This is a genomic window from Acinetobacter kanungonis (assembly GCF_009939195.1).
GTDB classification, from domain to species: domain Bacteria; phylum Pseudomonadota; class Gammaproteobacteria; order Pseudomonadales; family Moraxellaceae; genus Acinetobacter; species Acinetobacter kanungonis.
Window position 1 is genome coordinate 39,618 of the sequence record NZ_JAACKC010000006.1, and the last position, 19,448, is coordinate 59,065.

The 19,448-nt window shown below is 40.7% G+C and carries 17 protein-coding genes; 8 read left to right on the plus strand and 9 right to left on the minus strand.

Annotated features, from left to right (window positions below; all coding sequences use genetic code 11):
* Nucleotides 1-5 precede the first annotated feature (5 nt).
* Nucleotides 6-362, minus strand: coding sequence for a hypothetical protein (locus GWK51_RS12310; protein WP_100241680.1), 357 nt, complete (start codon nt 360-362; stop codon nt 6-8).
* Nucleotides 363-1,124: 762 nt separating this feature from the next.
* Between GWK51_RS12310 and putP the strand changes: the two genes are divergently transcribed.
* Complete coding sequence (gene putP / locus GWK51_RS12315; protein ID WP_161933940.1) at nt 1,125-2,636, plus strand: sodium/proline symporter PutP; 1,512 nt, start codon at nt 1,125-1,127, stop codon at nt 2,634-2,636.
* Nucleotides 2,637-2,682: 46 nt separating this feature from the next.
* On the opposite strand, the gene GWK51_RS12320 is transcribed toward putP, so the two are convergent.
* Entirely contained in the window at nt 2,683-3,174 is a 492-nt protein-coding gene (locus GWK51_RS12320; RefSeq protein WP_100241682.1) for an Lrp/AsnC ligand binding domain-containing protein, read from the minus strand.
* A 118-nt stretch (nt 3,175-3,292) separates the two neighbouring features.
* On the opposite strand from GWK51_RS12320, the gene putA reads away from it, so the two are divergent.
* From putA to GWK51_RS12335, 3 genes are all read left to right on the plus strand, one after another.
* Nucleotides 3,293-7,042: a trifunctional transcriptional regulator/proline dehydrogenase/L-glutamate gamma-semialdehyde dehydrogenase gene (gene putA / locus GWK51_RS12325; RefSeq protein ID WP_161933941.1), complete on the plus strand. Its 3,750-nt coding sequence runs from the start codon at nt 3,293-3,295 to the stop codon at nt 7,040-7,042.
* Nucleotides 7,043-7,262: 220 nt separating this feature from the next.
* Nucleotides 7,263-8,345 (plus strand): tRNA (uridine(54)-C5)-methyltransferase TrmA, encoded by a 1,083-nt coding sequence (trmA, locus tag GWK51_RS12330; protein ID WP_161933942.1) that lies wholly within the window; start codon nt 7,263-7,265, stop codon nt 8,343-8,345.
* 239 nt (nt 8,346-8,584) lie between these two features.
* Complete coding sequence (locus GWK51_RS12335; RefSeq protein WP_131321309.1) at nt 8,585-8,812, plus strand: hypothetical protein; 228 nt, start codon at nt 8,585-8,587, stop codon at nt 8,810-8,812.
* A 66-nt stretch (nt 8,813-8,878) separates the two neighbouring features.
* Here the strand turns inward: GWK51_RS12335 and GWK51_RS12340 are convergent, their stop codons facing one another.
* Entirely contained in the window at nt 8,879-9,613 is a 735-nt protein-coding gene (locus GWK51_RS12340; RefSeq protein ID WP_161933943.1) for a phosphodiester glycosidase family protein, read from the minus strand.
* 160 nt (nt 9,614-9,773) lie between these two features.
* On the opposite strand from GWK51_RS12340, the gene GWK51_RS12345 reads away from it, so the two are divergent.
* Nucleotides 9,774-10,310 (plus strand): lecithin retinol acyltransferase family protein, encoded by a 537-nt coding sequence (locus tag GWK51_RS12345; RefSeq protein ID WP_100241685.1) that lies wholly within the window; start codon nt 9,774-9,776, stop codon nt 10,308-10,310.
* Between the two features lie 154 nt (nt 10,311-10,464).
* Here GWK51_RS12345 and GWK51_RS12350 read toward each other — a convergent pair whose 3' ends face one another.
* On the minus strand, nt 10,465-12,189 hold the full coding sequence (locus GWK51_RS12350) for a glutamine--tRNA ligase/YqeY domain fusion protein (RefSeq protein WP_161933944.1): 1,725 nt from the start codon (nt 12,187-12,189) through the stop codon (nt 10,465-10,467).
* 167 nt (nt 12,190-12,356) lie between these two features.
* Here GWK51_RS12350 and GWK51_RS12355 point away from each other — a divergent pair, with 167 nt between their 5' ends.
* Complete coding sequence (locus tag GWK51_RS12355) at nt 12,357-12,866, plus strand: peptidylprolyl isomerase (protein ID WP_100241687.1); 510 nt, start codon at nt 12,357-12,359, stop codon at nt 12,864-12,866.
* An 85-nt stretch (nt 12,867-12,951) separates the two neighbouring features.
* Complete coding sequence (locus GWK51_RS12360; protein ID WP_161933945.1) at nt 12,952-13,671, plus strand: UDP-2,3-diacylglucosamine diphosphatase; 720 nt, start codon at nt 12,952-12,954, stop codon at nt 13,669-13,671.
* A 61-nt stretch (nt 13,672-13,732) separates the two neighbouring features.
* On the opposite strand, the gene hpaI is transcribed toward GWK51_RS12360, so the two are convergent.
* Nucleotides 13,733-14,530: a 4-hydroxy-2-oxoheptanedioate aldolase gene (hpaI, locus tag GWK51_RS12365; RefSeq protein ID WP_161933946.1), complete on the minus strand. Its 798-nt coding sequence runs from the start codon at nt 14,528-14,530 to the stop codon at nt 13,733-13,735.
* Nucleotides 14,531-14,772: 242 nt separating this feature from the next.
* On the opposite strand from hpaI, the gene nfsB reads away from it, so the two are divergent.
* Nucleotides 14,773-15,426, plus strand: a complete 654-nt coding sequence (nfsB, locus tag GWK51_RS12370) for an oxygen-insensitive NAD(P)H nitroreductase (protein ID WP_100241690.1) — start codon at nt 14,773-14,775, stop codon at nt 15,424-15,426.
* A gap of 290 nt (nt 15,427-15,716) precedes the next feature.
* Here the strand turns inward: nfsB and GWK51_RS12375 are convergent, their stop codons facing one another.
* From GWK51_RS12375 to GWK51_RS12390, 4 genes are all read right to left on the minus strand, one after another.
* Nucleotides 15,717-16,583 (minus strand): DMT family transporter, encoded by an 867-nt coding sequence (locus tag GWK51_RS12375; protein WP_161933947.1) that lies wholly within the window; start codon nt 16,581-16,583, stop codon nt 15,717-15,719.
* Nucleotides 16,584-16,671: 88 nt separating this feature from the next.
* On the minus strand, nt 16,672-17,709 hold the full coding sequence (fba, locus tag GWK51_RS12380; RefSeq protein WP_100241693.1) for a class II fructose-bisphosphate aldolase: 1,038 nt from the start codon (nt 17,707-17,709) through the stop codon (nt 16,672-16,674).
* Nucleotides 17,710-17,830: 121 nt separating this feature from the next.
* Entirely contained in the window at nt 17,831-18,091 is a 261-nt protein-coding gene (locus tag GWK51_RS12385) for a hypothetical protein (protein ID WP_142768637.1), read from the minus strand.
* A gap of 146 nt (nt 18,092-18,237) precedes the next feature.
* Complete coding sequence (locus tag GWK51_RS12390) at nt 18,238-19,425, minus strand: phosphoglycerate kinase (RefSeq protein ID WP_161933948.1); 1,188 nt, start codon at nt 19,423-19,425, stop codon at nt 18,238-18,240.
* Nucleotides 19,426-19,448 lie beyond the last annotated feature (23 nt).

A 19,448-nucleotide genomic window follows, 5' to 3' on the forward strand; every position in this document is an offset into this window, starting at 1 on the left:
TAACCCTATTTTTCTCGAATAAAGTTACGGTAATAGTCATTCAGCTTTTGGACAATTCGCTTAAACTGCACAAGGTTCTCTTCGGTATTGCCTAAACGTGCAACAAATTTCTGCTGAGCAATTTCCAAATCTATTTTTTCATTGATCAGCATGGCGGCATAGTAAAGTGCTTGTAGATCATCAAACTTCTTTAAGCGTCGATTAGAATAAAACTCCAAACGTTCGGAAAGCTCCTGATTCAGAATTACACCATCGACAATATAGCCCTGCTCTGGATCAAACTGGATCGCATGCTCCAGCAAATAAGCTTCTTCCTCTTTCGCTTTAGAGCTTTTAAATACATTTTTAAGCTTATTCAGCATCAGCAGGCTTTCCTAAAGAATTAAAGCAGCATTATATAATGTAATCAGCACAAACCTGTCTACTTATGTGTCAATTGAAAATTAGCTGTTCTGGCAGATTTATTGAGTGAGTATTCAGTACGCCATTTCTTTATTCTTTGATTCTAGGCGTAGTCATTTACATAAAATGTATATAGCACTGACTTATATTGCGCGCATAATTAAGAAAGTAAATTCATCACTCCAAGATATTCTTGATCTATCAATACAATAAAAAAAGGAGAATTGAGACTTTGGCAGCCAAATTTAGAGTAATAATCCAGCAATTAAAACAAACACCTTAATATCCAGTAAATAGGTGACTTTTGAACTGATTTTTTAATAACTTCTTTTTTCCGGAGACCTCCCACCCACATCAAATTGAAATATATAGATTTATTTTAATTTACCTGAGCTTTAAATTGTTAGCTTATGTAAACAATAATTTAAAGTTTTGGAATCAACTATTAATTTGAGTATTTTTTATTCATTTTGATAGAAAGTTCACATTATAAATGGAAATATATAGGCAAACTTCGTACATTACTTAAACTGACTTATCTCTTTTGTCATTTTTAGTTTTGTAAACAAAATTACATTTCGCTACACAAGATCACTACAAACACCCTAGAAATGTAACAGTAAGTAATTTTGCTTTTATGTTTGAATCAGCTCCTCGCTATTGCAGCTCAAAAAATCATCTCAGATAGATGGATAGATGGTTTTAGGACAAAGGATGGGCATATGAGTCAAGTGAACCCTACATTAATCACCTTTATTTTTTACATTATCGCAATGGTCGGTATTGGCCTATATGCCTATAAGGCAACTTCAGATTTCTCTGACTACATTTTGGGTGGACGTAGTCTTGGAAGCGTTGTAACTGCTCTTTCAGCAGGTGCATCTGATATGAGTGGCTGGTTGCTTATGGGTTTACCAGGAGCAATTTATCTCTCTGGTCTCTCTGAAGCATGGATTGCCATTGGTCTAATTATCGGCGCATGGTTAAACTGGCTTTTAGTTGCAGGACGTTTACGTGTTCATACTGAATTCCAAAATAACGCGCTCACATTACCAGATTATTTCACTGGTCGTTTTGGCGATAAAAAACGTATTTTACGAATCATCTCCGCATTCGTAATTCTTATCTTCTTTGCTATTTACTGTGCATCAGGCATGGTGGCTGGCGCTCGTTTATTCGAAAGCTTATTTGGATGGGACTACTCTACTGCACTTTGGATTGGCGCTCTTGCAACAATTTCTTATGTATGTATCGGTGGCTTCCTTGCAGTAAGTTGGACTGACACTTTCCAAGCAGGCTTAATGATTTTTGCCTTATTGTTAATGCCAGTGATCACTTACCTTGCAATTGATGACCATAGCCAACAGTTTGGTGTATTGCTCGAAGCGGCTCGCCCACAAGCAATGAACATGCTTGAAGGTTTAAGTACTGTTGCTATTTTATCTTCAATGGCATGGGGCTTAGGCTATTTCGGTCAACCACATATTTTAGTGCGCTTCATGGCGGCTGATTCTGTAAGAACTATCCCTGCTGCACGCCGTATTGGTATGGCTTGGATGATTTTATGTTTAGGTGGTGCAGTTGGTGCAGGTTTTGTCGGTATCGCTTACTTCCAACAACATCCAGAATTTGCGGCTGTTGTGACTAAAAACCCTGAAACTATTTTCATGGAATTAAATAAAATCTTATTTAACCCATGGGTCGCAGGTATCATTCTTGCAGCAATTCTTTCAGCGGTAATGAGTACGTTAAGCTGCCAGCTTTTGGTATGTTCAAGTACGCTTACTGAAGATTTGTATAAATCATTCATCCGTAAAAATGCATCTCAAAAAGAGTTGGTTTGGATCGGTCGTTTGATGGTTTTGTCTATTGCTATTCTTGCAATTACGATTGCACAAAACCCAGACAGTAAAGTATTAGGCTTAGTTGCATATGCTTGGGCTGGTTTTGGTGCTGCATTTGGTCCATTAATTATCTTGTCTTTGTTCTGGAAGCGTATGACGCTCAACGGTGCAATTGTAGGTATTCTGGTTGGTGCAGTAACTGTAATCGCATGGAAAAACATCATGGGCTACACTGGCGTATACGAAATTATCCCTGGCTTCATCTTGTCATTCATCAGCATTATCGTGGTGAGCTTACTTGGCAAAGAACCAGAGAAAGATGTCGTAGAGCGTTTTGAAAAAGCTGATGCTTTCTATAAGAGTGAAATGGCTGAGTTAAAGAACAAATAATTGGGCTTTGCTTGAATCAATAAAGGGGCTTTGTGCCCCTTTATTGTTATCTACCCTTTTTAATTTTCAAATTTAGCTTAGCGCTTTCTTTAATGACTTCCATCACCGGATAGCTTCGGGTTTCTTTAATACCCGGTAACTGCCACAGTACCTGCCCCGAAATTTTACGAAACTCTTCCATATTCGCGCAGCGAATCTTCACCACGAAATCAAAACCACCGCTGGTCATATGACATTCAACAATTTCTGGATACTGCATGACTGCCTCGCAGAACTCATCTAATACATTTGGCGTCGTTTTATCGAGTAAAATCTCTACAAAGACCACAAAATTTGAATTCAGCATCGCTGCATTCAATTTGGCCTCGTAACCAAGAATAAATCCATCTTTGCTTAACTTCTGTACCCTTGCAAGCACAGCCGTAGGAGATAGATTCACCTCTTCAGCCAATTTAATATTCGATATTCGTCCATCGTTCTGCAGAATATCTAAAATTTTAATATCCGTTCGATCAAGCGATAAAATTTGGCTAGACATCTGAATTAATCTCTAAAAATAAGGGAAAGTATAGTGAGTTATTCGGGTTTATTTCTGTGATGATTAATTATATACGGCAATTTGCTTAACTCAATCTTTTCAGTCACAGGAAGTTGGCATGAATACGATCATCTCCTCTATTGATGAAAATAAACCTCATCAAGACTATATTACACTTTTCAAAGAAAAGACCGCTTACGAAACAGAGATCAACACCGCTTGGCGCCGTGCCGAATCTGAATGTGTTGAAAATCTACTTGAGCATAGCAAAATTTCAGATGAATTGAATACGCGTATTCAAGATCTAGCGTTTAACCTTGCACATACTTTACGTGAGCGTAAAAGTTCTGCAGGTAAAGCAGGTATCGTACAAGGCTTATTACAAGAGTTCTCTTTATCTTCTCAAGAAGGTATTGCGCTGATGTGCCTTGCTGAAGCGTTATTACGTATTCCTGATACTGCCACACGTGATTTATTAATCCGTGACAAAATTAACCAAGGTAACTGGAAAGACCACGTTGGTCAAAGCAACCTGATGTTCGTTAATGCCGCTGCGTGGGGCTTAATGTTAACAGGCATGCTCATGGATACACCAAAGCAAGCAAGCCTTTCTAGCATGTTAACTGGTTTAATCGCACGTAGTGGTCGTGGCGTAATCCGTAAAGCCGTTGACGTTGCAATGCGTATGATGGGTGAACAGTTCGTTACTGGTGAAACCATTAAAGAAGCATTAAGCAATGCTGAACGTCTTGAAGCAAAAGGTTTCCGCTATTCATACGATATGTTGGGTGAAGCAGCGTTAACTGATCATGATGCTGAGCGTTATTATGATGATTACACCAATGCCATTCATGCGATTGGTCAAGCATCTAAAGATAAAGACGTTTATAGCGGTCCTGGTATCTCTATCAAACTTTCTGCGTTACACCCGCGTTACCAACGTTCTCAAACTGAACGTGTACACAACGAACTTTATGGCAAAGTTCTTGAACTCGCGCGTTTGGCAAAAGGCTATAACATTGGTTTAAACATTGATGCGGAAGAATCCGAGCGTTTAGAGCTTTCTCTAGAGCTTTTAGAGCGTCTTTGCTTTGAACCTGAATTGGCTGACTGGAAAGGTATCGGCTTTGTTATTCAAGCGTACCAAAAACGTTGTTTCTACGTTGTAGATTATATTGTTGATTTAGCGAAACGCAGTAACAAGCGCCTAATGATCCGTTTGGTGAAAGGTGCATACTGGGATAGCGAAATCAAGAAAGCACAAATTGAAGGTATGACGGACTATCCTGTATTTACTCGTAAAGTACATACAGACTTGTCTTATATCGCATGTGCACGAAAATTATTGGCTGCTCCAGAGCAAATTTATCCTCAGTTTGCGACACATAATGCTCAAACTGTAGCAACAATTTACGAATTGGCAGATCCTGCGAAATATTACGTTGGTCAATACGAATTCCAATGCTTACACGGCATGGGTGAACCTTTATACGAACAAGTGGTTGGTCCAAAATCTGAAAACAAACTGGACATCCCTTGCCGTATTTATGCACCAGTAGGTACGCATGAAACTTTATTGGCATACTTAGTACGTCGTTTACTTGAAAATGGTGCAAACACATCATTTGTAAACCGTATTGCTGATAAGAGTTTGAAGATTCAAGACCTGATCGAAAATCCACGTGAATCGATCCTAACTTCTGCGAAACAAGAAAAAGCGGTTGGTTTAAAACACCCTGCTATTCCATTACCACAGAATTTATATGGCGCATTACGTCAAAACTCATCTGGCGTAGATTTAGCAAATGACAGCGAACTGTTAAGCTTGGACAAAAAAGTTCAAAGCCTGATGTCGCAACAATGGGCTGCTGAATCAATGGGTCCTGGTTTAGCTGAAATAACTGCTGCAGCTGAAGTTGCTGTTATCAACCCTGCTGTACATAGCGACAAAGTTGGTTCTGTTAAAGAAGCTTCTGCTGAACACGTAAATCTAGCATTAACAAATGCTGCAAATGCACAAGCTGCTTGGGTAAATACACCTAAAAATGAACGTGCTGCATGTTTAAACCGTGCTGCCGACATTATGGAAAGCCGTATCCAAGAGTTGATGGTGTTGTTATGCCGTGAAAGTGGTAAGACTTATGCCAATGCCATTGCAGAAGTACGTGAAGCAGTAGATTTCCTTCGTTACTACGCTGCACAATGCACAAACTTAGCGACTAATGCTCAAATTGAGTCATTAGGTACAGTATTGTGTATTAGCCCATGGAACTTCCCATTGGCAATCTTCAGCGGTCAGATTTCTGCTGCACTTGTTGCAGGTAACACCGTTATTGCAAAACCTGCTGAACAAACGCCGCTTATTGCATATTTAGCGATCCAAATGCTTTGGGAAGCAGGTGTACCAGAAGCAGTTGTACAGTTAATTCCTGGTCGTGGTGAAACTGTTGGTGCGCAATTAAGTGCTGACCCACGTATCCAAGGTATTATGTTCACAGGTTCTACTGAAGTTGCGAAAATTCTTCAGAAAACTGTTGCGAAACGCTTAGGCACAAATGGTCAACCTATTCCGTTAATTGCGGAAACAGGTGGTCAAAATGCCATGATCGTGGACTCATCTGCATTAACTGAACAAGTTATTCTAGATGTTGTGAACTCGGCTTATGACAGTGCTGGTCAACGTTGTTCTGCACTTCGTATCCTTTGCGTACAAGAAGACAATGCTGAAAGCGTGATCCGCATGTTGAAAGGTGCGATGCAACAGTTAAATGTAGGTAACCCTGCATTGTTAAAAACTGACATCGGTCCTGTAATTGATGCTGAAGCACAAACCAATATCCAAAACCACATTCAAAAAATGCGTGGTAAAGGCTATGCAGTGCACCAGTTCATGCGTAACAATGCTGCTGATACAAGCTTGACTCAAGGTACATTCATTCCACCAACATTGATTGAATTACCAAACTTAAACGACCTTGAGCGTGAAGTCTTTGGTCCTGTATTACACATCATCCGTTACCCACAAGGTAATGTGAAATCTGTAGTGGATCAAATCAATGCGAAAGGCTACGGCTTAACCATGGGTCTACATACACGTATTGATGAAACCATCAACACTGTAATGAACACTTCTGAAGTTGGTAACTTATACATCAACCGCAACATTGTGGGTGCTGTGGTTGGCGTACAACCTTTCGGTGGTGAAGGCTTGTCTGGTACTGGTCCGAAAGCAGGCGGTCCGTTATACCTTTACCGCTTAATGCAAGAATGCAGCGCAAAACAGTTAAGTACTCCTTTTGCGACAGGTAAAGTATTACAAGCTGCTCCGAAAAATGAAGTGTACGAACAGTTCAGTGCTTGGGTGAAAAAGCAGTTCCCACAAGTGAAATTGCCTCAAGTTCCTGCGCTTGCTTCTGGTCAAGTGTATGAATTAAATGGTCCTACTGGTGAAAGCAACCAATATACAATTGTGGCACGTCACTGCGTATTGTCTCTTGCAGAGCAAGAACAAGACCAATTGGTTCAATTGAACGCAATTTTTGCTGTTGGTAGCAAAGCTGCTGTACTTGCTGACAACGTATTTGCATTGAAACACATATCTTCTATGCCAAAAGCAGTTGCGCAACAGTTCAAAGTGATCGAAAGCGTTGCGACTGGTGACTTTGATGCAGTGATTCACCACGGTACAACGGCTCAAGTACTTGAATTGCAAACTACAATTGCACAACGTGCCGGTGCTATTGTTGGTATTACGCATTTACAACCTGCTGAACAGGCAATTCCTGTTGAGCGCCTTGTCATTGAACGTGCAATCAGTATCAACACTGCTGCTGCAGGTGGTAACGCGAGCTTGATGACTTTGAACTAAGGTTTAAAGTGTCCTGTTAGGAACATAAGTTTCCCTAACCAAGCCATTACCCGTCTAATGGCTTGGTTTCTTTTTATAGGGAAGATAAATACTTCCCTATTTCTTTATATAGAGTATTACCTGTCTATATTTTCATGCAGAGTTGCTGAATTCACTTAGTCTTATTAGGCAAACTTTGCTACCATCCCTGTTTTCTTCGTTTTATTATTTTTGACTGCATATGACTTCATCTTATCAGCAACAACTTGATGCCAAAGTTGAACGTATTTCTGCGCAATTTGCCGAATTCAATCCCCCATCTCTTGCGGTGTTCGCATCTCCAGAACAACATTTTCGTATGCGTGCAGAATTCCGTATTTGGCATACTGATGACGATATGTTCTATGCCATGTTTGAACGTGACGAACAACAACAAAAACAAGTGATTCGTATTGATGAGTTCCCAATTGCTGATGCCAGCATTAATCAACTCATGCCTGTACTCTTGGCAGAACTGAAAAGTGATGAAGCTTTATCGAAACGCTTATTTGAAGTTCACTTTTTGGCGACCTTAAAAGGTGAAATGCTTGTTTCACTCATTTATCGCTGTCCTCTTGATGACCAATGGCAAGCCTTAGCCAAACAGTTGGCTGACAAACTCAAGATAAAAATTATTGGTCGTAGTCGCGGTCAAAAAGTTGTACTCTCTGATGAGTTTGTCGTTGAAGAACTGCAAGTTTTTGAGCGCAAATATCAGTACAAACAAATTGAAAGCAGCTTTACCCAACCCAACGCACAAGTCTGCCAAAAGATGTTGGAATGGGCGTGCGATGTGGCTGAGCAATCTTCAAAAGACTTATTAGAATTGTATTGCGGTAATGGTAACTTTACCCTGCCATTGTCTACCCGCTTCAATCGTGTATTGGCGACAGAATTAGCCAAATCATCTGTCTATGCCGCACAGTGGAATATTGAGCAAAATAACATTGATAACATTCAAGTGGCTCGACTTTCAGCGGAAGAATTTACTCAAGCCTATAACGGTGAACGTGAATTCAGACGCTTACAAGAAGCACAGATTAAGATCAGCAGTTATGATTTTGACACAGTCTTCGTCGATCCACCGCGAGCGGGTATTGATGATGAAACGCTGAAGCTATTACAACGCTTTGAACGCATCATCTATATTTCATGTAATCCAGATACCTTACATGACAATTTGAAACTGCTCACGCAAACCCACAAAGTCACACGTTTTGCTTTATTCGATCAGTTCCCATATACCCACCATGTTGAATCTGGTGTGTTACTGGAAAAATTGTAAGAATTATTTATTCGTCTAATTTTCATCCTCAAGCTATTTAAAACAATAACTTGGGGATTTTTATTTGAAATAAAACAGTTAATTTCACCATTAATTTTATGCTGTCATAAAACCGTTAAAACTTGCCATTATGATTGAAATTTTGCGTGTTCAACTGCTGTTTTTATCACTGGTAGTACCTTGCATTATTTATAAAATTGGCTATATTTCGTTCTATATTATTCGTAAATGAAGGCTCTATGAGTTTTTGGCAAAAATTGTTTACTGCTCCTCAGCAGTTGAATGAACACAAGAATCAAATCGCATGCGTCGAAAATGATTGCTCGTGTAAAACAGATGAACAACTGTTAAAGGCTCTTGCTCAAGCCACAGATGACGATGTCATCATAGGTATTAAACGTGTTTTAGCCTCTAGAGGTTATAGTCGTAAAGAGCTGAATGAAATCACTCGCTCACCATTACAGTGATGGCGATTTCAACTTTAAAAAGCATTGGGACAACCAGTGCTTTTTTATTGCCGTGTATTTTTGTTTTTAATCACAGTTCTGATCTTCAATATACGCCAGCATCGGCCCAAAAGGACTGCTTTGGGTATTGATCGTCTTTTCTGCTAGAAAAATCGCTGAAATAGAACCATCCAAATATAAAGCCTGCTCTACACCTAAATCAGCTTGCATAAAATTCGCCAAATCATAAAAATTTACAACTTGCTCAGTGATAACAAAATACAGCACTTGATCTTTTATCCCTACGGCGTTCCGTATTTTCAAAGATGTGCTTTCCGCCATGAAAATGGGATTGATTTGCCGATTACGCACTAACATTGGGCCCGACTGCGTTGCATAATCTGCCTTGAATTTACGTTTCGCATATTCAGCAGTACTGACTATGGCTGCCTGTTTAGCATTCCAAGCCAACACCCCATTCGGTTCTAAATAGAAATTCCCCCAACCACGCAAACGATTCAGTGGAAATAGCTTTTTTGTCCTTTCAATATATAAACCGACAGGATGATAAGTGTAGTGAAACATGCCTGCATTCATTGCGAATGTCATCCGCTCGCATGTTTTTAATTGCATCGGAATTTGACTGAAGTAATTCAGCGGCGTTAAACTCCCCCGCTCATTTAACAATAAACGGAGCTTGGTTAAATCATGCACTTCAACTACGGCATAGTTAACCCCATTGTATTGCCGAGTATAGCTTGTGACTTGTGCCCATAAATGTATAGACACAAGACTCATCAGCATAACAATCAATTGCAGCATGCACCTTAATCTTATGTCCATGTGCACCATCACACTTTAACCACTTAGCTTCTATTTTATGGCTTTTTGTAGCATTCGCATGCAACTAATCGCCTATCTCCATAATTCCAAGTACACTACATGCTAATATACAGCTGTAGTTTATTCGTTTAGCATAGCGATGCATCAACAGAAAAAACGCTTCCCGATTGGGGCTCATCTGGTTGTCAAACACTTCGCCTACTCCCATCATGGGATTTATATCGGGCGTGGTCGTGTTATCCATTATTCAGGCTTTGCGCACTTCTTCAAAAAAAGACCGATCGAAATCACCACACTGGCAGAATTCTGTCATGGCAAAAAAATTAAGGTCATTGAATATCAGCATCCCAAATATTATGGGCGTAAAGTCGTACGTCGCATGCGTTCACGCATGAAAGAAAACCACTATCATCTGATTATTAATAATTGTGAACATCTATGTACTTGGGCAATAACGGGCGTAGAGAGTAGCCCTCAAGTGGTTCGTATGATGAATCGTTTGACGACTATTGGTTATGTCAGCTCGATTATGAGCTATATGAACAGTATGCTGCTCACCATTACCACCACCTGCTTTGCGCTTGCGCTATACATTAAAAAGAAACTTCGTGATAAAGCCAAAATGCAGAGACAAACCTATTTGTTCTTCAAAGATCAGGAACATAAAAATCGTTAAGCTGATTCTGAGTAAACTCTGTTTTGTCGCTTTATTCCCCCTCAAATATATTTGATTCTTGAATAATCTCAATGTCTAGAAGCATAAATATGGATAGACATTAAAAAAGCCCCTTAACTTGACGTTAAGAGGCTTTTGCATTTCAAATCAGGTTTTATTTACCTGGTTTAAAACTGTCTTTTAAATCCAAAATACGGTTAAACACAGGTTTTTCTGCAGTATGGTCATAACGATCTGCTACAAAATAACCTTCACGTTCAAATTGGAAACGTTGTTCTGGCTCTGCTTGTGCCAATGCAGGCTCAATCACCGCTTGTACCACTGTTAACGATTCTGGATTTAACGTTGCCAAGAAATCATCGGTTGCATCTGGTGCAGATTCAGTGAATAAACGGTCATAGATACGTACTTCAGCAGGAATACCTTTGCTTGCAGATACCCAGTGAATCACGCCTTTCACTTTACGACCTTCAGGGTTCTTACCTAAAGTTTCTGGATCGATCGAACATTTCAGCTCAACCACTTCACCGTTTTCATCCTTAATGATTTCATCACACTTGATCACATAAGCATGACGTAAACGTACTTCACCTTCAGGCACCAAACGCTTGAAGCCTTTCGGTGGAATTTCTTCAAAATCTTTACGGTCAATATAGATTTCAGACGTTAAAGGAATAACACGCTCGCCCATATCTACGTTTGGATGACGCGCATGCACCAGGTCCAAAGCTTCAGGTAAGTTGGTTAACGTGACTTTTAGTGGATTCAAAACTGCCATACCACGACCAGCCGCATTTTCTAGCGATTGACGGATACAGAACTCAAGCATTGCGACATCCACAATACCATCTGTCTTAGACACGCCCACACGCTTACAGAAATCACGTAAACCTTCAGGTGTAAAACCACGACGGCGCATACCGACAACTGTTGGCATACGCGGATCATCCCACCCCTGAACATGACCACCTTCAACCAATTTACGTAATTTACGTTTTGAGGTAATGGTGTAGTCAATGTTTAAACGGCTAGATTCGTACTGACGTGGTACTGCTGCTGAATGAACTTTCTCAATGACCCAGTCATAGAATGGACGGTGGTCTTGGAATTCCAGAGTACATAGAGAGTGCGTAATGCCTTCAATTGCATCAGACAATGGATGAGCATAGTCATACATTGGATACATTTTCCATTTGTCACCTGTTTGATGGTGCTCAGAATGTAAAACGCGGTAAAGAATTGGATCACGCATATGTACATTTGGAGATGCCATGTCAATTTTGGCACGTAAAACCGCTTCGCCTTCTTTGGTTTCACCATTACGCATTTTTTCAAAGCGCTCTAGGTTTTCCGAAACGCTTGCATCACGGTAAGGCGAGTTTTTACCAGGCTCAACAAAGTTACCACGGTTTAATTTAATTTCTTCTGGTGACTGCAAATCCACATAAGCATCACCCTGTTCAATCAACTGTACTGCCCATGCATACAATTGGTCGAAATAGCCTGATGCATAACGGGGTTCATCTTTCCAGTTAAAGCCTAACCATTTCACATCGTTAGCAATACCGTCTACATATTCTTGTTCTTCGGCATCTGGATTGGTGTCGTCAAAACGCAGGTTGCAATAACCATCAAATTCTTCTGCAACACCGAAATTCAAGCAAATTGCTTTGACATGGCCAATATGTAAATAACCATTCGGCTCTGGCGGGAAACGCGTTACTACCGTTTGCGTACGTCCTGATGCTAAATCATCCGTAATGACTTGACGTACAAAATCCAAGCCAGGCTGTTGTTCTTGCTGCGCAGCATCGACAGAGGCATGATTACTTGGTGTCGGGTTATTTGGCAGAGATGCAACAACATCATTTGGCTTCATAGTAGATAGATCACTTCTAAAAATAAAAAACAGGATATTTTAAACGCAATTTCAGTATTTTTAACAAAGAAATGTACGTTTTTACTTGCCTTGTAGTTTACAGTTTGCTTATGCTTCTCTCAACCAAAAACCCATGGCTTTTATGTCCATGTTAAGGAGATTACACAATGAGTTTTCCTCAAGTCGAATTAAACACCAATAAAGGTCGTATTGTTCTTGAGCTTAACGCTGAAAAAGCCCCTAAAACAGTGGCTAACTTTTTAGAATATGTTCGTGACGGTTTCTATGACGGCGTAATTTTCCACCGCGTGATTGATGGTTTCATGATCCAAGGTGGCGGCATGGATGAAAACTTCAAAGAAAAAGCAACACGTGACTCAATCGAAAACGAAGCTGATAACGGTTTGAGCAACGATGTTGGTACGATTGCAATGGCGCGTACTCAAGCTCCTCACTCTGCATCTGCACAGTTCTTTATTAACGTGAAAAACAACTCTTTCCTTAACCACACTGGTAAAACAGCTCAAGGTTGGGGCTATGCAGTATTTGGTAAAGTAACTGAAGGTCTTGACGTTGTAGATGCAATCAAAGGCGTTCGTACTGGTAACCGTGGTTACCACGCTGATGTTCCTTTAGAGAACGTTGTCATCGAATCTGCAAAAATCATTTCTGAGTAATAATCCCTCCTAACCTCCCTTTATAAAGGGAGGAAAGTCCCTCTTTTTAAAGAGGGATTTAGGGAGATTAAAAAAGGATAAAAGCGTGACCTATCTGTTTATATCAGATTTACATTTGTCACCTGATCACCCTCGACTTGTTCGAGGGTTTTTCGCATTGCTGAAAGAATATCAACACCAGCAGACCCAGCTCTATATCTTAGGTGACTGGTTTAATGCTTGGATTGGCGATGACTATACTACACCGTGGCTAGACGAAATTGTTTCTGCATTGCAGCAGTTCCACAATGCTGGAAATCAGGTCTATTTTCAGGTCGGCAATCGTGATTTTGCCTTAGGTCAAAAATTTCTGGATCAGTTTCATGGCATTTTATTGCCTGATGACTATGTCCTAAACATCAATCAACACACGTTTCGCCTTGAACATGGTGATGCGCTTTGTACCGATGATGTCGGTTATCAACGCTTTAAAAAAATTATCCGCAATCCGCTCATCCTTGGATTCCTGCGTAAAACCCCTTTAAGTTTCCGCACCAAGCTCGCCAACGGTTTTCGTAAAAAAAGTCACGCTGCACAGCAGTTTAAAAGCTATGAAGTGATGGATGTGAACCAGCACGCTGTCGAGCAAGTACTGGCAGATGTCGATATCCTGATTCATGGGCACACCCATCGTGCCGCCATTCATGAGCTACAAGGCAAAAAGCGTATTGTCTTGGGTGACTGGAAAGAAGACTCAGCTCAAATCTTGGTTATTGATCCGACACAACCCAATTTGGATCTAAAGTTAAGTACCTTTGACTATTAAAGCTCAAAGTTCTCACCTTTAGAGTTTTCCATCATTAACGTTTTTTAAAATCTGTTCCGAATTAATAACCGCCCTGCGCCTGTACAACTTCATTTGACTGTTTGTACTTTGACAATAAGCTTCTTAAACCATTCATTAACACGCTGGTATCCACGCCCACAGCAACAAACTCGGTTCCTAACTCAACATACTTTTGCGTAACTTCATCTGTAGTCGACAGAATCCCTGCTGCTTTTCCTGCTGCACGTATTTTCTTTATGGCTGCAATTACTGTTTTTTGAACTTCTGGATGATTCGGATCGCCTTGATAGCCCATGGTTGCAGATAAATCGACCGCACCAATAAAGACCCCATCAATACCTTCAATTTGTAGTATTTCATCCAAATTTGATAAACCTTGGACTGACTCAATTTGAATCAATAAGCATATCTGCTCATGCGCTTGCGCATAATAGTCAGGAATGCTATTCCAACGTGTTGCACGCGCCAATGCAGCACCTACGCCGCGGATTCCCTCTGGTGGATAACGCACCGCTTTCACCATGAGTTTCGCCTGCTCTACCGTTTCCACCATTGGAATCAGTAAAGTTTGTGCACCAATATCTAACAATTGTTTGATTAATTGCACACTACCTATAGGCGGACGCACGACTGCCTGTGAAGGATAAGCCGCCATACTTTGTAGTTGAAGCAATGTGGTTCTTAAATCACTCGGTGCATGTTCGCCATCAATCAACAACCAGTCATAACCTGCATTTGCCACAATTTCAGTAGCATAGGCATCTGCCAAACCCACCCAGAGACCTATTTGCTGCTGGGTTTTCAATTTTTGCTTAAAATGATTGATTGTATTGCTCATTGCTAAAGGTATTTCTACTGCATTGCTTACATGCAGTAAACCCTCATTACCCGCGAAAGACCAATATTGATTTTCGATCTTATGATCGTATTCAACACTTAATCCTGCATCAGCTCCTTCTTATCTGATGATCGAACAAGCTTTGATAGAACAGCTATCAACGATGCTTGAATCTGCCCCATGAAACGATTAATGTGAATATTCCGCTAAAAACAGCATTTCTTGAACTCGGAGTTATTTTCATGGATCTTTTGAATATTTCAAAAACTCGTTATACCACTAAGGCTTACGATCCTTCCAAGAAAATCCCACAAGAACAGTTTGAACGCTTACTGGAAATTTTACGTTTAACCCCGTCTTCTATTAACATCCAGCCATGGCACTTTTTTATTGCCGATAATGATGCTGCCAAAGAACGCATAGCGAAAGCCTTGGTTGGAAAATACGCCTACAATGCACCAAAGGTGTTAGATTCATCACATACCATCTTGTTTTGCACCAAAGCCGATATTACTGAACAGCATTTAGATAATTTATTAAATCAAGATGACTTAAGTGGACGTTTTAAAGATGCCACTGCGAAACAAGGACAAAAAGACAGTCGCACAGGTTATGTCGATTATTACCGCAATGAAAAAGGTGATATTCAACGTTGGGCAGAAAATCAGACCTTTATCGCGTTGGGACAAATCCTACTTGCTGCAGGAATCGAAAACATTGATGCCACGCCGATTGGCGGCTTTAATGAAGACTTATTAACCGAAGAATTACAACTCACTGAAAAAGGGCTTGTGCCATCAGTACTACTCACATTGGGTTATCGTAGTGAAACTGACTTTAATGCCAAACTGCCAAAGTCGCGCCTGAACAAAGAACAAATTTTCACCAAGCTGTAACGCTTTGCATTGAAAATATAAGGGACAATTTAATTGTCCCTTTTTTATTCAGGTCCAAATCTTGCTTATTTAAATCTATACTCAGTCTAAGCAGAGGTCGGTTATGTCTATATTGCTCCAGCTACCTATCAAATTTGAATGTAAGCACTGCCAACAAATTTACTTCCATAACTATGCACAATCTGCATTACATCAGCCACACTGCCCAGATTGCCAACACACAGGGCTGTTAATGGGTGTAGCTGAAAAAACGGACTTACTCCGCTATCCCATCTTATGGATAAGCAAAGTTATGAAACAGTCATGGCATAAGCTAAACAAAGCACACTCATAATCCCTAAACCCAAGCCGAGGCTGGTACTGGTCTTAAGCTTCTCTTTAAAGAAAAGCAGACCGCTGAATACACCTAACACCACCACCAGAATATTCATCCCTGCAAATACGATTGCAGGGGTATCTTTCAGCAGCATGTGTGCTTTCACATACAATGCGATATTGGCAAAATTCAATAATCCCAAAACTAAACCAAACAATATTGTGGTCGCAGATCCAATTTGCTTTGTAGTGAGCACGATATATAAAAATGAAAAGATGAAGGCACAAATAAACATTAAATTCAGAGCTACAGCAAATTGCACACCTAAACCTGTAGTGTATTTCAGCAGAATATCAACCAAGGCATAGCCCACCCATACACTTGCCAGATACATCATGCCTGAAGAACTGTAACTGGTTTGGGCATGGCTGCTACGATGTGAGTAGATGATGCATAGGACTGCTGCAATACCTAACCCAATTCCAATGAGTTTGAGCGTGCCAAAATGCTCATTAAAAATGAAATAGGCAGCACCTAGCGACAATACCACTGAAAGACGCTGTGCAACTTCCGTTTTAACAATGCCAGCACTTTGCAATGATTTAGACAAACACAGGAATACACTCGGTAACAGTGCCCCTAAACTGAGTATGAGCCACCATGGTGTATTGCTGGGAGAAATATGACTTAAATCAGGCTTGAACCAAAAGAAACATAACAGACTGGCAATGGCGTAATTCCAGCAAATCATCTGCATCGGATTTAAACCTTTGGCTTTACAGATTTTCAGTAAAATCGACACCAACACGCTGCAAACGGCTGCCGCAAGGATCAGTTCCATTCAACACCTTCCCCATTTTATGATTAGTCACATAAAAAAGCCCACATAAACTATGTGGGCTTCAATTTATAAATAATTTGTGGAGCGATTATTTATAACGATCGACCATTTTCTCTAAAGAAATTGGACGAATCTTGTCAGCATTGCCCGCAGTACCAAATGCTTCGTAACGATCAACACAGATTTGTTTCATTGCATCAACAGTTTTTGCAAAGAATTTACGTGGATCGAATTCACTTGGCTGTTCTGCCATCATACGACGCATTGCACCAGTAGAGGCTAAACGCAAGTCAGTATCGATGTTGATTTTACGCACACCATGTTTGATCGCTTCAACCAATTGCTCAACAGGAACACCATAAGTCTCTTTGATGTCACCGCCGTATTGATTAATCACGGCTAACCATTCTTGTGGTACAGAGCTTGAACCGTGCATTACAAGATGCGTATTTGGAAGTGCCGCATGAATTTCTTTAATGCGGTCAATGGCCAAAATGTCACCTGTAGGTGGACGTGTAAACTTGTACGCACCGTGCGAAGTACCTACTGCAATTGCCAAAGCATCTACATTGGTATCTGCAACGAAGCTACGCGCTTCTTCAACAGACGTCAGGAGTTGAGAGTGGTCAAGAACGCCTTCAGCGCCTACACCATCTTCTTCACCCGCCATACCAGTTTCAAGGCTACCTAAGCAACCAATTTCACCTTCAACAGATACGCCACACGCATGCGCCATCGCAACAGTGCGACGAGTCACATCTACGTTGTATTCGTAAGACGTTGGTGTTTTACCATCTTCACCCAAAGAACCATCCATCATCACTGACGAGAAGCCTAACTGGATTGAACGTTGGCATACGTCTGGGCTTGTACCATGGTCTTGGTGCATAACCACTGGAATGTGCGGCCATTCTTCAATTGCAGCCAAAATAAGATGGCGTAAGAAAGGAGCGCCTGCATATTTGCGTGCACCTGCAGAAGCCTGAACGATTACAGGTGAGTTAGTTGCATCAGCAGCTAACATGATTGCGCGCATTTGTTCTAAGTTGTTTACGTTAAATGCTGGTACGCCGTAGCCATGCTCTGCAGCGTGGTCCAACAGCTGGCGCATAGAAATAAGTGCCATAGTGTCCTCCCAGGTAATGCGCCATATTCTACATGGTCATTACTTTCAATTCAGCAACTAAACACACTATTTAAAAAAAAATCCCTGCTTTTGCAGGGACTTTTAAACAAATTACCACAAATTATTGTGCAGCTGCCTGTGAAGCTTCAGCTTCTGTCGCTGGAGTCGCAGAATCAGCGTCTGCATTGGCAACTTCGGCAGGTACGTCAGTGTTCTTTTCATCCATGACTGGCTTGTCTAATGAATCAATTGCAGCTTGCTGTTCTGGCGTTACTTTTTCTTCAACTGCCGCGTCTGTTTTAGGTGCTTCATCTTTTTTTGCACATGCAGTTAAAGCCAATGGTGCGATTAATAAAGCAGCAAGTGTTAATTTTAGGTTCATCACATTATTCCTACAACAGGTGATTTAATGCCCATGATTTTATTGCAGATATATGACAGTTTGATGACCTAAAGATGAATGCAATAAAAAAGGCTGACCATAGTCAACCTTTTCTTTTATTTCATCTGATCAGATGAATGAGACTGTTAAGCACGCTCTAAAAGAACAGCTACAGCTGGAAGTGTTTTACCTTCAACAAACTCAAGGAACGCACCACCACCCGTTGAAATATAACCAATTTTGTCAGCAACTTCGTATTTGTCGATTGCAGCTAAAGTATCACCACCACCTGCAATAGAGAAACCTTCAGATTCAGCAATCGCTAAAGAAAGCGTTTTAGTTCCTTCACCGAATTGATCAACTTCGAATACGCCTACAGGACCGTTCCAAAGAATGGTTTTTGAAGTTTTCAAGATTTCTGCAAACACTTGAGCTGTTTCTGGACCTACATCCAAAATCATATCGTTGTCAGCAACATCTTCAACTTTTTTCACTACTGCTTTCGCAGCCGCTAATGAACCCAAGAAGTCGTCAAAGTTGATTTCGCTAGCATCAGCAACTACAACGTCAGTTGGTAGTGGAACAGATACTTTTGCAGCAATGGCTTTCGCAGTGTCGATTAAATCATTTTCGCATAATGATTTACCCACGTTATAACCCGCAGCAGCCAAGAATGTATTGGCAATACCACCACCGACAATCAATTGATCACAAATATCAGAAAGTGAAGTGAGTACATCAAGTTTAGTTGAAACTTTAGAACCCGCAACAATTGCGACCATTGGCTTTTCAGGAGTTTGTAAGGCACGACCTAAAGCATCAAGTTCTGCTGCAAGAAGTGGACCTGCTGCTGCTACTGGTGCTAAACGTGCAACACCTTCAGTTGAAGCTTCTGCACGGTGTGCTGTACCAAATGCATCCATCACGAATACGTCGCAAAGTGCAGCATATTTTTGTGCAAGTTCAGGATTGTTTTTCTTTTCACCGTGGTTAAAACGGCAGTTTTCCAAAAGAACCACTTGACCCGCTTGAACTTCAACGCCATCAAGATAATCAGTCACTAACTGAACGTCTTGACCCAATGCTTCTGTTAAATAAGCAGCTACAGGAGCTAAAGATTGTTCAGCTTTTGGCTCACCTTCAACAGGACGACCAAGGTGTGAATACACCATGACTGCTGCGCCTTTTTCTAAAGCAGCTTTGATTGTCGGTAATGCCGCACGTAAACGTGCATCACTGGTAATCACACCGTTTTTAACAGGTACATTTAAGTCTTCACGAATAAGTACTCGCTTACCTGTTAAATCAAGGTCAGTCATACGCTGAAAATTCATGTATAGCTCTCTGAATATTTAAA

Excerpts from the sequence above, each read along its gene's own strand:
- GWK51_RS12310 (WP_100241680.1), bottom strand. The coding sequence starts at position 362 with ATGCTGAATAAGCTTAAAAATGTATTTAAAAGCTCTAAAGCGAAAGAG.
- putP (WP_161933940.1), top strand. The coding sequence starts at position 1,125 with ATGAGTCAAGTGAACCCTACATTAATCACCTTTATTTTTTACATTATC.
- GWK51_RS12320 (WP_100241682.1), bottom strand. The coding sequence starts at position 3,174 with ATGTCTAGCCAAATTTTATCGCTTGATCGAACGGATATTAAAATTTTA.
- putA (WP_161933941.1), top strand. The coding sequence starts at position 3,293 with ATGAATACGATCATCTCCTCTATTGATGAAAATAAACCTCATCAAGAC.
- trmA (WP_161933942.1), top strand. The coding sequence starts at position 7,263 with ATGACTTCATCTTATCAGCAACAACTTGATGCCAAAGTTGAACGTATT.
- GWK51_RS12335 (WP_131321309.1), top strand. The coding sequence starts at position 8,585 with ATGAGTTTTTGGCAAAAATTGTTTACTGCTCCTCAGCAGTTGAATGAA.
- GWK51_RS12340 (WP_161933943.1), bottom strand. The coding sequence starts at position 9,613 with ATGCTGCAATTGATTGTTATGCTGATGAGTCTTGTGTCTATACATTTA.
- GWK51_RS12345 (WP_100241685.1), top strand. The coding sequence starts at position 9,774 with ATGCATCAACAGAAAAAACGCTTCCCGATTGGGGCTCATCTGGTTGTC.
- GWK51_RS12350 (WP_161933944.1), bottom strand. The coding sequence starts at position 12,189 with ATGAAGCCAAATGATGTTGTTGCATCTCTGCCAAATAACCCGACACCA.
- GWK51_RS12355 (WP_100241687.1), top strand. The coding sequence starts at position 12,357 with ATGAGTTTTCCTCAAGTCGAATTAAACACCAATAAAGGTCGTATTGTT.
- hpaI (WP_161933946.1), bottom strand. The coding sequence starts at position 14,530 with ATGAGCAATACAATCAATCATTTTAAGCAAAAATTGAAAACCCAGCAG.
- nfsB (WP_100241690.1), top strand. The coding sequence starts at position 14,773 with ATGGATCTTTTGAATATTTCAAAAACTCGTTATACCACTAAGGCTTAC.
- GWK51_RS12375 (WP_161933947.1), bottom strand. The coding sequence starts at position 16,583 with ATGGAACTGATCCTTGCGGCAGCCGTTTGCAGCGTGTTGGTGTCGATT.
- fba (WP_100241693.1), bottom strand. The coding sequence starts at position 17,709 with ATGGCACTTATTTCTATGCGCCAGCTGTTGGACCACGCTGCAGAGCAT.
- GWK51_RS12385 (WP_142768637.1), bottom strand. The coding sequence starts at position 18,091 with ATGAACCTAAAATTAACACTTGCTGCTTTATTAATCGCACCATTGGCT.
- GWK51_RS12390 (WP_161933948.1), bottom strand. The coding sequence starts at position 19,425 with ATGAATTTTCAGCGTATGACTGACCTTGATTTAACAGGTAAGCGAGTA.